At 62.9% G+C, this 13,491-nt stretch carries 11 protein-coding genes and 1 pseudogene; 5 read left to right on the forward strand and 7 right to left on the reverse strand.

Annotated features, from left to right (window positions below):
* Positions 1–341 precede the first annotated feature (341 nt).
* The 3 genes from FXO23_RS52870 to FXO23_RS52880 all read left to right on the forward strand — a co-directional run bounded on the left by FXO23_RS52870 (position 342) and on the right by FXO23_RS52880 (position 3,553).
* A complete protein-coding gene (locus FXO23_RS52870; RefSeq protein ID WP_425484982.1) occupies positions 342–986 on the forward strand; it encodes a transglycosylase family protein in 645 nt (214 codons plus the stop codon).
* A 279-nt stretch (positions 987–1,265) separates the two neighbouring features.
* Positions 1,266–2,441, forward strand: coding sequence for an RCC1 domain-containing protein (locus tag FXO23_RS52875; protein WP_425484979.1), 1,176 nt, complete (start codon positions 1,266–1,268; stop codon positions 2,439–2,441).
* Positions 2,442–3,196: 755 nt separating this feature from the next.
* A complete protein-coding gene (locus FXO23_RS52880) occupies positions 3,197–3,553 on the forward strand; it encodes a YidB family protein (RefSeq protein ID WP_425484980.1) in 357 nt (118 codons plus the stop codon).
* A gap of 641 nt (positions 3,554–4,194) precedes the next feature.
* Here the strand turns inward: FXO23_RS52880 and FXO23_RS47620 are convergent.
* From FXO23_RS47620 to FXO23_RS47630, 3 genes and pseudogenes are all read right to left on the reverse strand, one after another.
* Positions 4,195–5,556 (reverse strand): AMP-binding protein, encoded by a 1,362-nt coding sequence (locus FXO23_RS47620; RefSeq protein WP_246258542.1) that lies wholly within the window; start codon positions 5,554–5,556, stop codon positions 4,195–4,197.
* Positions 5,557–5,752: 196 nt separating this feature from the next.
* Positions 5,753–6,937 (reverse strand): annotated as a pseudogene (wsfD, locus tag FXO23_RS47625) (glycan biosynthesis hexose transferase WsfD); the annotation flags it as partial.
* Positions 6,938–7,423: 486 nt separating this feature from the next.
* The gene (locus tag FXO23_RS47630) at positions 7,424–8,407 is read right to left on the reverse strand and encodes a septum formation family protein (RefSeq protein ID WP_158895318.1); all 984 of its coding nucleotides are present in this window, start codon (positions 8,405–8,407) and stop codon (positions 7,424–7,426) included.
* A gap of 185 nt (positions 8,408–8,592) precedes the next feature.
* On the opposite strand from FXO23_RS47630, the gene FXO23_RS47635 reads away from it, so the two are divergent.
* Positions 8,593–8,733 (forward strand): hypothetical protein, encoded by a 141-nt coding sequence (locus FXO23_RS47635; RefSeq protein ID WP_158895319.1) that lies wholly within the window; start codon positions 8,593–8,595, stop codon positions 8,731–8,733.
* Between the two features lie 39 nt (positions 8,734–8,772).
* Here FXO23_RS47635 and FXO23_RS47640 read toward each other — a convergent pair whose 3' ends face one another.
* Genes FXO23_RS47640 through FXO23_RS47650 form a run of 3 tightly spaced genes read right to left on the reverse strand, consistent with a single transcriptional unit; the run spans position 8,773 to position 11,389 of the window.
* The gene (locus tag FXO23_RS47640; protein WP_158895322.1) at positions 8,773–9,486 is read right to left on the reverse strand and encodes a class E sortase; all 714 of its coding nucleotides are present in this window, start codon (positions 9,484–9,486) and stop codon (positions 8,773–8,775) included.
* Positions 9,486–10,871, reverse strand: a complete 1,386-nt coding sequence (locus FXO23_RS47645) for an XrtP-associated glycosyltransferase (protein WP_179957076.1) — start codon at positions 10,869–10,871, stop codon at positions 9,486–9,488. The genes FXO23_RS47640 and FXO23_RS47645 overlap by 1 nt, the downstream gene beginning before the upstream one ends.
* On the reverse strand, positions 10,868–11,389 hold the full coding sequence (locus tag FXO23_RS47650; protein WP_158895324.1) for a hypothetical protein: 522 nt from the start codon (positions 11,387–11,389) through the stop codon (positions 10,868–10,870). Before FXO23_RS47650 ends, FXO23_RS47645 begins: the two co-directional genes overlap by 4 nt.
* 602 nt (positions 11,390–11,991) lie before the next feature.
* On the opposite strand from FXO23_RS47650, the gene wecB reads away from it, so the two are divergent.
* Positions 11,992–13,173: a non-hydrolyzing UDP-N-acetylglucosamine 2-epimerase gene (gene wecB / locus FXO23_RS47655; protein WP_158895326.1), complete on the forward strand. Its 1,182-nt coding sequence runs from the start codon at positions 11,992–11,994 to the stop codon at positions 13,171–13,173.
* A 16-nt stretch (positions 13,174–13,189) separates the two neighbouring features.
* Here wecB and FXO23_RS47660 read toward each other — a convergent pair whose 3' ends face one another.
* Entirely contained in the window at positions 13,190–13,375 is a 186-nt protein-coding gene (locus FXO23_RS47660) for a hypothetical protein (RefSeq protein ID WP_158895328.1), read from the reverse strand.
* Between the last annotated feature and the right edge of the window lie 116 nt (positions 13,376–13,491).

The following is a 13,491-nucleotide window of genomic DNA, read 5'->3' on the forward strand; positions in this document are numbered from 1 at the left end:
TGGGTCGGGCCGCTACTCGATCGACTCGCCTTTCCGGGGCCGGGTTCGTACTGTGCCCGCATGGTTGGCTCGTGGATGACCAGCCATCATGGGAGCTGCACCGCCGCGCCCTGCCTGTGTGGGCTCCCGGGTCGGATACGTTTGAGCATCGCAACCGGGCAGGGGCGGGCAGCTAGTTTCGAAACGCGAGCGTTGGGCAGCGGTCAGTAGGTTGTCTACGCACCGTACGGTACGAACGTCTCCGTAGGCGCGGTTGGAGACAGGTGGAAATGACGCCCAAGATCCGCTTTTTCGGAACATGCCCGGATTCGACCGCACGCAGCGGGCGCACTCGGGCTGCCATGCTGGCCGCGGTGGCTATCGCCGCTGCTCTGGGCGCCGTGGCGCCCGCGGAGGCGGCCGGGGATCCTGACTGGCAGGCCCTGGCACAATGCGAGAGTGGGGGCAATCCCGGAGCTAACACCGGAAATGGCTACTATGGCTTGTATCAGTTCGATCACGGGACGTGGATAGCTCACGGAGGCGGAAGGTTCGCCGACAACGCGCACCAGGCTAGCCGTGAACAGCAGACGATGATCGCGAAGCGACTGCACGCGACGCGTGGTACCCAACCGTGGCCGGCGTGCTCCAAGAGAATCAAAAGGGACACAGGAGGCGGCAAAGTTCGGTCCGAGGAGATGACGAGTCGCCGATTCGACAACTCGCGGTCAGCTAAGCCTATGCTCGGGAACCCGGCTGCGAAGAACGCTCCCCACTCGGCGTCGGGTGCTGTGCCTTCCAGGCCGGGCAGCCGGTTGCTGGGCCCCGGCCACCCCCCGACCCCGTTAGACACAAGCCGTTATGTGGTCGTTCCAGGGGACACCCTCTCGGGAATCGCGGAGAGGTTGCATGTTCCGGGCGGTTGGCGTGCCATCTATGCACGTAACAGCAGCGTAATCCACGATCCCAACGAAATCTTCCCAGGACAGCGCTTCGCGACCCGATAACCGGGGCCAGGCCGGAACGTGAAAGGGCGGACCTCGGGCGCATCAGGTGCCTGGGTCCGCCTTTTCCGTGCTTCGTCGATCAGTTGGCCAACAGGTTTCTCAAGCCTGTCGAGTTCACCGGTACGAGTGGTTCAGGCTGGATCGGCTGGATACAAGTTCACCCGCGCTGGTTGTTTGGCCGTCGGTTGAGTGGAGCACGACCGTCCCTAGACCGAACGTGTTAAGGGAACCCATCGTGCCAGCCCGATCCATCGCGGGCGCGGGAACAGGAGGCCAGTGATGCCGGGACGCTCGCCGCGGTTGTTCAACCTCGTGGCCGCGATACTGCTGGTGGCGGGAACGGTTGCCGGCTGTACAGAACACACCACCGGCGCGGAACCAGCGCCAGCACAGACGACACCACCAGAACCGGACCGAGGCACGTCCGAGCCCTTCGCTGAGGAAGCACCCCGTCCACTCCCTCAGGAAACGATCGCTCCGCCCTCCAGGCACGATGGAATCTCGACGGACACCATCCTGGTGCCGCCAGCGCCTGACGTCGAACCACCCATCCACTGGTCACCGCCGTCTGCCCTGGCACGGGAGGACCCGCGGAACGGCGACATCCCTCGGGAGCGGGCACAGACGCGGCGGCAAGAGGCACCCGTTCTGCCGACACAGGCCCAGCCGCCGGCAGCATTACCTCACAACTCTCACGACACCCGGCCGCCGGTGGCCGGAGCGGGTCGTCTGCTCGCATGGGGCGTCAACGATCGAGGACAGCTTGGCGACGGCCGTACCGAACCGTCGCTCGTGCCGACGCCGGTGTGCGCGCCAAGCGCCTCGCCACCGTGCCATGGTGGGCACGGTCGGGAACAACTCGTCGGCGTCGTGTCCACCGCTGTCGGGGAGGCCCACGCGGCAGCGCTGCTCGGCGATGGCCGTGTCGCGGCATGGGGGCACAACGACGCGGGGCAGCTCGGAGACGGCAAGGCTTCGCCCGGGGCGCGCGTTCCGGTATGGGTATGCGCGGTCGGTGCGCAGCCTCCTTGCGACGGCAGGCCCGGCCACGAGCAACTCAGCGGAGTCGTCGCGATCGCAACGTTCGCGGACAAGAACCTGGCGTGGCTGGACGATCATCGAGTGGTGTCCTGGGGTGAGGGTGTTCGCTCTCCCCAGGCGCTATGCGACCCACGCCTTTCCGGCGGGTGCGAGGGCTTCCCAGAGCCGCAAACCGACTCGCTCGTCACGAGTTCTCCGGCTGCTCAACACCACCTGGCGGTGCTGACCGGCGGTGCCGTGCTCGCTTGGGGAGTCAATGACCGCGGTCAGCTTGGCGATGGGACGACGACATCTCGCGAGATCCCGACGGCAGTATGTGCCCCGGCATCGTCTGTTCCGTGCACTCGTCACCTGGACGGTGTCACACGGCTCGCTTTGGGAAATGGATTCAGCCTCGCCGTAAGCAGCGGCTGAGGACGTTGTCAACTCGAGGAGGCCGATGCCATGCCAAGCTACTGTCGGAATCGACCGGGCCTTTTTGACGGTCGTATGCGTACGCTCAAGTAGGTGTCATGACTACTGCTGGTAGTGACGACGGATCGAAAGCGCGATTCGGTTGAAATGTAAAATACGCGACTTCGGGTCTGGCTTGGTAGGCTTCCGGCATCGTAATCTCGGTCGCGGTCAGAGCGGATGTCGCGGGAAAGTTCGTAAGGGTAGCGCTCGGACTGTTTTCGGTGGCCAAGAGTGATGGAATATCAGGTGGTCAAACTTGATTCGAGTAATCTCGCAGAATGCTGTCCTTGACTATTATCCGATCCTCGACGAAGTCAAAGCCTTCGTCGCGCCTGTGACTTACGACCCGGCGAGGTTCAGCTTTGACACACATGCGACATGTGGCCGCTGTTCCTATTGTCTACAACCGGCTGCCACGATGGCTCCTGCGGGAAGGCAGAGATTTCCCAGAAAGCAGCGCTGGGTTGCCTTCTGCCAAGTTCACGATCGTCAGCGCAGATGGGTGCGCGACGCCCGGCTTGGAGACTGGTGGTACCTCCCTCCTCCGTTGGACAACGACCACGACTCCTGGTGGGTCCTCAGGTATCACGGAGACGGTCTTTCCGGCGGGAGGTCGGGATGGTACCTGCACAACCGTCTGGGAACCCAGATCATGGATCTTTACGAGTCGACTGTCCATCGGGCACGGGTGGTCAGTGAAACCGTTCTGGCTCATGAGTGAACCATCGATCGAGCACGACGTTGGCCAAGATGGCTTGGCTGAGTTTCGAGCCGTGCGGGCGTTACTTCGTTCACTGGGCGCGAAGGACGCAGCTCTCTGTACGGCCTTGCTGATTCTGTGCAGGGCAGGGTTAGACGGCCGGATATACTCCTGGATAAGTCACTACGACAACCAGCGAATCACTCGCGACGAAATACTCCATGCGGTTCCCTTGGGTATCCTCGAGCAAGTCGCCGAGAATCTCGGAGCGTCGTCGACGAGCGAGGTGGCTGAACGAATCGCTTGCGAATTGCCCATATTTGTCGACAAGGTCACTCTCGGAAGAGGTGAGTGGCCGATAATGCCATGAGTGGCAGGTGGACGGTCGGATGACGCTACTCAGACAGCACGGACGCGTCATCCCGGTCAGCATGAGGCGTCGACGCTGTCTTCTTTAGAGCTGCCGGACACACGCGCAGCGGGCGCAGGAATATCCGAGGCTGAGTCGCCCACTGAAACGAACCCTTGCGGACACGACGGGGCGAGCTGTCTCGCACGATCCAGGTCGCAACTCCCACATTGAGCGCCGCCATCGTCCATGCCCAGGCTGCGTTGGATACGAGGGCAAGCACAACAAAGACTCCAGTCATCACGACGCACCCGGACAAGATTCCTATCCATACGCCTGACCACCGCGGTAGGCGGCCATTGTGGCCTCGATAGGTAGTCACTACTTCAAACCTCCTAGGCGCCTGGCATCAGTGGCCCACTCGAGCGGAGCAGCCCCGGGCCGTGTTGGCGCACGCAAAGCACGGGCACGGACTCGTAGGTGACCTTGTGGATAGCCAGGGGCAGAACCAGAATCCCTTGTCAACACGCCATCGGACTAGGTCAGGGCCAGGTCGATGCCCTGTTCGGGTGGGTGAGTTGTGGCGCGGTGAGCGTTGAGTCGTGAGCGCTAACTCGGGCTCGGTACAGAACTGCAGCGTCCTCATCGCGACACGCGACCGACTACTGACCTGCGGAGCGAAGTTCCTGGTTGAACAAGGTGCTCCGGCCGTGGCAGGTAGTGACGAAAAGCTGTCCGTTCCAGAGAAACCCGCGGTCGTCGGTGCGAAACCAGCCGCCGCCCCAGGCGTTCATCGTGGTGGGAAGGTCGCGGTAGTACCCCGAGCTCAGCGGACCGCCGTTGAGTTGCACCTGTCCGACTGCTCCTTCACCGACTACGTAGCCGGCGGCGTCGACGATGCGTATGTTGATACCGGCGACGGGGTGGCCGGCGGATACATACGAAACGGTCTGCGGCTTGGCGGGGGAGGCGACGTGGACTGCGCCGTTCTCGTGCCACTCCTTTCCGTCGATCCTCAGGGTGAGGGGTGCGGTGCCTGGGCGCTTGCACGTCACCGCCAAGGTGGCTTCCGCGAGCTGGTAGGTCGGGGTCATCGCTGCCTTGGAAACTCCAGAGTCGGCGAAGGTGTCCATGAATCGCTCGACGGTTTCGGGTCGGACTGGCTCCCCGCCGTTCAGCGCTACCCGCCACCTTGACAGATCGAGCGAACCAGCCCGGCCGGATGCCATAGCATCAGTGAGAAACTCATAAGAAGAGTCGGGGCCGATCGTCACCGCTACCCGCCGACGTGCCAAATACTGCAGGAGTCGGTCGGGACTGGAGTGGAAAAGTTCGGGTGCGAAGATGTGCGATGAAGCACCGGCCACTATTTGTCCCAGCAGGCTGAACAAGCCTATGTGCTGATATACCGGCAGCCAGTGTGCCATGACCTCCTTGACGGTCAGGCCTGCGGCTGACCGCAGAGCGTGGATACTGCTCATGACCTGGCCGTGGTTCAGTGCCACCCCCTTGTGGGCGCCAGCCCTTCCCGACGTGAACTGCACGAAGGCGATCTGCTCGGGATAGATTGGTGGCAACGGAGTCCGTGCAGATGCCGGGGTGATCCAGATGACGGAAAGCTCTCGACACTCGGAGCAGAGTTCGCGGGCTAACTCGTCAAATCCGGGGCTGACGACGAGATGTCGGATTCTCGTGGTTCTGATGATGTCGACGAGCCGCATCACCTCCGCGCGCGTGTGCCGGCCAGGACGTGCGGGAAGGACGGCCACCGCGGCACCTGCGCGAAGTGCCCCGAACAGCCTGACCAGGAACGACACGTTGCTCGAGGCAAGAAACCCGATGACAGTACCGGCTTGGAGTCGTTTGTCGAGGAAGCCGGCGGCGCACAATGCCGATGATTCGTCGAGTACGCCCAGGTCGATGGCCTCATTGGTTGCGGGAAAGAAGGTCACCTCGTAGGGACGTCTCTGTGCGCTCTCGACAAGTCCCTCGACGAGGGTCGAGTACGCAGGGCCCAGGGTCATATTGGTCACAACGGAAGCTTTCGGATACGCAGCCCATCGGGAAACAAACGCAAGAATTCCCTAACGCGGCAGCAGGATTTGGTGTGTACGGAGAGCGGGAGGGCGACCCGACCAGGTCGAGGTTGGCCAGCGAGACGGCGGCTGAGTTCCGAGACGGTGGCATGCTTCGCAAGCCGCGCTTTGGACCCCTGCTTGGCTAGGACTTGCCGGCTGCGTCAGCATTGACCAGAACGTGGGATTTCCTTCGTTGAAGCCAGGCAGTCAGTAGAACCGGGATAGTAAGAAACATCATCTGGTCGACGACAACCATGTGCTTGAATATTTCGTTCTGCCCCTCGGACATCATGACGGCCCAGAACTGCGTGGTGAGCGCCCCCAGCAGGACGAGGCCGAGAATGCCCACCGACTGTCGGCGTGGGGCACGGCGTGAGCGTCGCGCCACGGTCACGCACACGAGCAACACAAGTAGCCACTGCAGCGCGAACAGCCACGGAACCGCTCGGAAGACCGACGCCATCCAGGTTATTACGGCTATGCGGTTCTCCTTGGCGTACGGGGCCAGTCCGGCTTCCGCAGGATAGTTGGCCATGTAAGTTTCGGTCCCGTATCCGGCCATCCCCTTCATGCCCGTGTCGACGAGCTTGACGAACCGCCCTGGTTGCGAGAGGTAGAACATCGCGACCTTGCCTTCGGTCACCGCCTCGGTGAAGTCCTGGTACGCAGGCTCGTACGCCACGGTGTTGGAAGAGTAGATGTTGGTGCCGGATCCGCGGGCCAGGGCCGGGTCGAGGCCGAACCATCGCAGATCATTCTGCGGATTTGGGCTCATCGGCAGCATGGTGGTGAAGATCTGGCTGTAAGCGTTGATCTCGGAGTAGCGCTTCGGCTGGCTGGACATTGTCCCGAAGGCTGCGGTCGTCACGATCAACGCCAGGGCAAGTGCGGGCAGCCGCACCCACAGCCAGTGGATGAGTCGAGACCGGCGGATCGGGCCACGTGAGCGGGGCGTGCGGAGTCCGGCATGCCACCGCGCCGGAAGGCTGGGGCGAAGCAGCAAGACAACGATGAGCGCGGGCCACATGCTGATCATCTGCGTCTTGGCCACCAGCGTGAAGGTTCCGATACCGGCTACCGCGAGAAGCGGGCCCCACGTGTACCGCCGCTGGCTCAGTAGCCACAACAGGGCGGGGCAGAGGAGGAAAACGCCCAACAGCGCCGCTGTCTCGGTGTACGGGGAGGCGTAGAAGCGAGCGATCCCCGAGTCGACCATGATCAAGCCGACTACGCAGCCCACGAGAATCCGCTGGGGCGCGCACAGCGACGGTGGCAAGGCGAGCACCCACAAAGCCACGCCAATGCCGACCAGCAAGGAGCAGATTACCCCCCAGCACCGTGAAGTCGATCCCCGCGGGGAAGCCGAGGAGTGATCCGAACCAGGTCGCGAGGCGCAACAGGATCAACTGGCTCGACCAGTACTGCTCCCCGGTGGTGGGGACACCGCAGGATTCGCCGTGATAGCGATGCGCGGGCCACGACGTCTCGAGATAGCCGGTCGACGATCCCATGGACGAGGTGGGCGGGGTTGCGCTGACCTGGCACACTATCCGCTCGCCGTCGCCAGCATCCGCCAACCCGACCGGTACTGGCCACAACATCCTGACGATCGTCACGGTTGCCCACACCAGCCCAGTGCCGGCCGCGACCAGTCCGCGGTGCCTGGCCATCAGTGCGGCCGCGCTGGCCCATGCACCGCGCAGCCGCGCGAGCCGATGCCGCGACCATCGCCGCATCGGGCCTGCTGGGGGTTCGGGGTGGCCTTCGGCGCTCTCGACCTTGGTCGTCTCCCGGTCAGAGACGGTTACGCTCATCAGTTGTGCTCCTTCCGGACTCGCTCGACCGACCCGCTGGTCATCGGCTGGGCTGCGGGGAAGGCCACCGAGCACTCGATGACTCGTCCGTCCTTCGACAGATGCGCCTCAGGTCGGTACGGAGTTTCGTGAACCGGTCGGCCGAGGAACTCAGACACGGTCTGCTGGCAAATGGGATCCGCCCAGGCGTGAAACGCGTCGCGCTGGACTGCGGAGAAACCCGCCGGCGGTCCGGCGATCCGATCCGCGGGCACAGCGGCAATCGAGTTCACCGACTCGGAGCGGTGTGGCTGATCGCAGGTGACCTCGGTGACCAGATCAGTCCAGCAACGACGGAACTTCGCTCCTGCGGACTGCTTCAGAATCCCGCGGAGCGACTCGGTCAAGCTGCGCAGGACTTCCGGGTTCTTCACATCGGTCAACGCCAGCTCGCATCGATACTGGCGCGCCCCCTCGTCCCACTCACGCTCTGTCGGAAGGCGAAGCAGGACCGTCACCATCCAGAGTTCGTCCCGCGGCCCTGCGCCGACGTAGTTGCGGACAGGCTCCTTACAGAGCTTTTCCAACACCATGAGTCGCCGCTCGGGAGTCATCCGGTGAGCCTTGTCCCGCAGTTCACTCGGGAGCTCGCCGACTGCGGCGGTCTCGGTCTGGTGGGGTTGATCGCACGGGACCGGGGGCCGGACGTCGCTGAAGCTGTGCCGTTCGGCGTCGATCTCGATGACGTGACAGGTCCCTGCCACCTGGGACGCTGAAGGGACGGTGCCCGCCCACGTATCGTCGGGCTGCCAGGTGAGGCTCAACACCCCGGCGGTGAGGGCGGTCGCCGTGATGACACCGATGACGCGCCACCTCCGCGGCCCGACCGCGAGTATCGCAGCCTTGCTTGCGGTCGTGGCTCGTGTCGTTCCCCGGCGCAGCGCGAACCAGAACTTCCGAACTCGATCGGCGACAGTCCGCCTCGTCGGGGCGGATTCGCGCACCAGGCGCCGAGCCCATTCGCGAGCGCGGGCGAGGCAGGTGGATCCGCGCGAGCGGGCTCGCCGGACGAGATCCGATAATGACTTCATCACACTAAGCTTTCTGCGGTGTTGGAAGTGACAAGTTGCAGTTGGTCGGAACAGGGGATGGCTCTGCGACGGCAGCCACCAGGTGTAGGGGGTTGGTGATGGTGCTATCCGCCGACGGTGACCTGATCGATCGGCAACAGGTCATCGATGAGTGGGAAAACGACGTACCACAGGAGAAGACCGACACCAGTGAGGACGGCGAGGACGACCGCCGCCCGGACGATCGGCTGCTGTGGTAAGGATCTCCAGAACGCGCGATACATGATGATGACTTCCGGCTACGGCTTCACTCGCATGTCGACCAGCGAAGCATGGACGATCAATCGGCTTGTGTTGCTCCACCTGGGATGGCAAGTGGTGAGGGTCAGCACACGTTTGAAAGGCAGCAATCCTGGCTGATCGGGATTGGCATCGATCACGCTTGTGGCATCCGGTTTCACGACTGCCAGCTGGTAGACACGATAGGTGAACAACCACGTCTTCGTTTCAACCTCCACGGTGCTGGCGGTGGTGAGTCTGTCCAGGTCGAGGAAGAGTCCGGCCGAACGATGGCCGGCCAGCGCGAAGTTTCCGATCTCGCCGGGCAACGCGGTGCCCGGGTAGTGGCCCGGACTGTTGCGCAGCGCGCTGGTCGAAACCCCTTCGACTACCGTCCAGCTGGCGCTCAAAGACGGGATGCGCAGGCGGGCGAACGGCGCTCCAGGCGGCGGAGTCAGGTTCGAGCTGTCCGGGCCGTTCTGCGAGGAGTGCGCTACCCCGGGGACTCCTTGCCATATCCGGTCGAGCTCGGAACCAAGCCGACCTTGTTCGCGGGCGACCGTCGCTGATTTTCCGACCATTTGATATGCGATGAAGAATAGGAATACCGCTCCGATCGTCAGGAGAGCTTCGGCGACCTCGCGGACAATGCTCCCTCGGAGCGGGGAGTGATGAGGTGGGTCGACGGGCTGGGGCTGTGCAGGCAGGCCGGCCGTCTCGCGTTGTCGGCGCATCAGTGCTCCACCGCCGCGGTCTCAGCCGGACTCTGGTGGGCGTTCCGCCGCGTCTTCGCCCATCCGTTCCGGCCCCGCACCAGTCTGACGAGCGCCCGCCACGACGTGATGTAGAAGGTGTAGATGTAGAGGGCGTAGGCTAAGCCCCAGCCCAGTCCGCGAAGGACGCTTCCCTTCCGTTCGCAGTGGAACCAGTAGATCGGTCCCCAGATCACGAACGGCAGGAGTCCGATCGTTCCATAGATGGCGAAGAACATCCAAGCGCCACCGGTGAACCAGTCCCACGTCACGTGCGGAGCTCGGATGGTCGTAATGGCGAGGATCACCATGGGGATCGGGTAGACGATACTGCCCACCAGTTGCATCCAGGGCTGCGCGAGATAGTAGATCATTTCGGCGGCGCCGACGGTACGCAGATGCTCGGAATCCCAGATTCGACGGGCATAGCGAGAGCACTGCATGGTGCCCTGGCTCCATCGGGTGCGCTGAGCCAGGAAGCGGCGAAGGCTGTACAACGCCTCCTGGTCCACGTAGGTGTCGTTGGAGAAGCCCGTCCGCCAGCCGGCCGTGAGCAGATGCACGCCCAGTTCGAAATCTTCCAGAAGGCATCCACCCCACGGACGCCCTTCCTCGCCCGCGATCGAGTCCAGTGCGGACATCCGAGTGAACTGTCCGTTGCCGCCCATCGATATGGTCCCGGTGAACTTCCGCGAGTACTGAATCGCGGCGATCGCCGCGCGAAACTCCAGATCCTGCATGCGCACCAACAGGGCACCCCGCCATCTGCGGATTCCCGACGAGCCTCGCTCCGCTACCCCGCGGTTGGACATTCGTACGTCGATCTGCACCGCACCGACCTCGGCATCGCCGAAGAGGTGGTCCGCGGCGCAGACGGCGAAACAGTTCGCCGCTGGCCGGCCGTCGGCGTCGACGACCACCACGATGACACGCGATGGATCGGCATCCTGGCCGAGCCACGCCTTGATCGCACGGTAACCGGAGTTGAGGGCCTCCCCCTTTCCGAGCCGCGCGTCTGGGCGTCGTCTGCGGACGAGGTGAACGTGATCGTCCGGGCCGGTCTCGGACTGTCGAAGTTCCTCGACGACCTGGGCGGTGCTGTCGTCGGAATCGTCGTCGATCACCCACAGATGAGCCATGGGGAACGTGGTGCGCAGGTACTCGATCGTGCCGCCGATAACCAACTCCTCGTCGCGACACGGAATGATCAGGTGCCAGTCCCACTCCACGACGACTCCCGTGGGGGCAGGGGACCTGCGCACGAACGGAACGATGATGAGGAACACGTAGGTGACGAAGGCCATGCTCATGGCTATGGCCAGCGCCTGGGTGAACCCGAGCAGAGCGTCCAATGAGGTGAGTGTCATCCGGTCGCTCCGGTGCCCGCTTCGATCTGATGACGTCGACGGGTCGTGACAAAGACGAAGATGAACAGCAGAACCGCGATCGCCATGCAGATGACCGTGGTCATCGAGCTGAAGATGGTGGCGCCAACGTTGTATCGAAGGTGTGGCGGCGCACTGTCCGCGATCAGTGAGGTAAGCAGCACCCGGACTTGGTTTTCGAGGACGAGCACGCCGACTGCCGCAATCAGGGAATGCACAGCTGGGCGCACGAAGTGCGGACGTAACCAGATGATCGCCACGGTGGCCAGGAGCAGGGGGAGCGACAGGAGAGCCGCCGCGTTCTGCGCGGAGAACTGGACGCCCATCGTCGTACTGTCGGTCAGACTGAACACGACAATGTCGCTGCCGACCGGCACATGTGCGTCCGGAAACATCACGAACGCAAGGACCAGCGCGGCTATCTCGGCCTCTGCCCGTTGCAGCCGCGCGAGCTGAGTCACGACGACGAAGACGACACCGAGAAGCAATGAACCCAACACGTGGGTCGTGTATCTCGAGCGCGCTAACGACGCCCACCGTGTCATCACCATCTGAGCAGCTCCGTAGGCGTGAGGAAGAGGAATGACTATTTCCCGAGAGCAGAGAGTATTACTCGGACAAGCGACTTCCTTGATCGAAAATGGGTGAAACCCGTCGTCGGGGGAGGGAGAGCGGCACGCGAACCTGACACGCTTCGTAACCAAGTTCACCGGAAGGGGGATGGTCAGGTTCCCGATCGGTGCTCGGTCTGAAGGGGGTACCGCACCAGTCCGATACGGTCTCGTGTGGACAGTGGTGCGCAGGATGCCTGTGTTGCCATCGTTCTGATTTACCTGGCAGGTATAGGATTTTCGCCTTTGGACGAAGAAGGGTGAACACGTTATGTACAAGTTTCCCGGCGTCGGGACAGTGGTTGGAGCCGGCACGGCGCAAGGACTGGCTGTAACCGGTGTCGACTACGCCTGGTGGATCTTCTTTGCGATGGTCATCCTCGGCGCAGGAGTGTTCCTCCTCCGCGTCGCACAACGGCGTACTCAGCGCGCGTCCGCGGCACCTGGTGACCACAACTAGCCGAATAGCCACATTCCGGAGGTGCAGTTCCGTGGTCGACCAGGTCGTACTGCTAGTCGGTACCAGGCCCGAAGCGGTGAAGATAGCGCCAGTCGCGCTGGCGCTCGCAGGCCATTCCCATCTCAGGCCCCTGATAGTCCACAGCGGCCAGCACCAATCGATGGTGGCTCAAGCACTGGAGCCCTTCGGCCTTACCGCTGACATCGAGTTCCCCATGGAACGACGAACTGGCAGCCAGGCCGAGTTGGCCGCGGCATTGCTCCCTGCTCTGGATGATCTGCTTGTCCTACGTCGGCCAAAGGCCGTTCTCGTCCAAGGAGACACGTCAACTACCGTGGTCGGCGCGCTCGCCGCGTTCTGGCGGGATGTTCCAGTCGCGCACCTCGAGGCAGGTCTGCGTACGGGAGACCTTGACAAGCCGTTTCCCGAGGAAGGAAACCGCCAGCTCATTTCACGCATCGCCTCACTGCACTTGGCCCCGACTCCGGTGGCCGCAGAGGCGTTGCGCCGGGAAGCGCCACCACGACCGAGGATCTCGGTGACCGGCAATACGGTGGTGGATGCCGTTCAGTACATCGCATGCGCGGACCTTCCCCCGAGAAACGCGCAACTCGTGGACATCGAACGAGAAGTCAAGGCCAAGGGCGGGAGGATCCTCCTCGTCACCGTCCATCGGCGTGAATCCTGGGGAGCTCCGCTCGACCGGGTACTCGCCGCAGTGCGAGAGATCGTGAACCGGTACGAGGATTGTTTCGTTGTTCTGCCGGCTCATCCAAACCCGTCGGTGTCCGAGCAGGTTCACTCGATACTGGCAGGACATGCGCGCATCGCCATCACGGAACCATTGGACTATCCCGACCTCATCCGCGTGTTGCGGTGCGCGAGCCTGGTCATAACGGATTCCGGTGGAATTCAGGAGGAGGCCCCAACATTCGGTGTTCCCGTACTGGTAGCGCGGGATGTCACGGAACGCCTCGAGGCAGTGCACGCCGGGTGCGCATGGCTTGTGGGAACCGATCCTACGCGGATCATCGCGGAGGCTGATCGCTTGCTCGGCGCGCGTCTGCGCCTCGCCCCCGGAACCAACCCGTACGGTGATGGCAAGGCCAGTTTGAGAGTTGTCGAGGAGCTCGAAAACCTGGTGAGGCGGCGTTCGACGCAGCTTCGGTTTGTCCGCTCCGGGAACGGCGCCAGCGTAACAGCAGTCGATTAGTCCATCACGGTGTCAATCAATCCTGTGCTTGTTTATGCGGAACATAGAGAAGGGGGATGCTGGCCTGGCCGATACCTGTCGATGAATAGCAAATTCTGAATGACTCCATTTGCGGGGATTCCATCGCCTTGCGGGCGATGTTCCCGCATGTCAGCTGGATGTTCGCACGATGCACGGTGTCTTTTCTGCGCAATTCGATCACTCGCTTGAGTGTCACGCAAAGATGTGAGTATGCAATATTCGAGGTTGTGCAGACGGTGATTCGGAGTAGTTTTTGATTTGCCCGCAGATTCGACCCAAGTCAGAGGTCAAGGTCGG

The sequence above is a fragment of the Amycolatopsis anabasis genome (assembly GCF_009765355.1).
In the GTDB taxonomy this organism is placed as follows: domain Bacteria; phylum Actinomycetota; class Actinomycetes; order Mycobacteriales; family Pseudonocardiaceae; genus Amycolatopsis; species Amycolatopsis anabasis.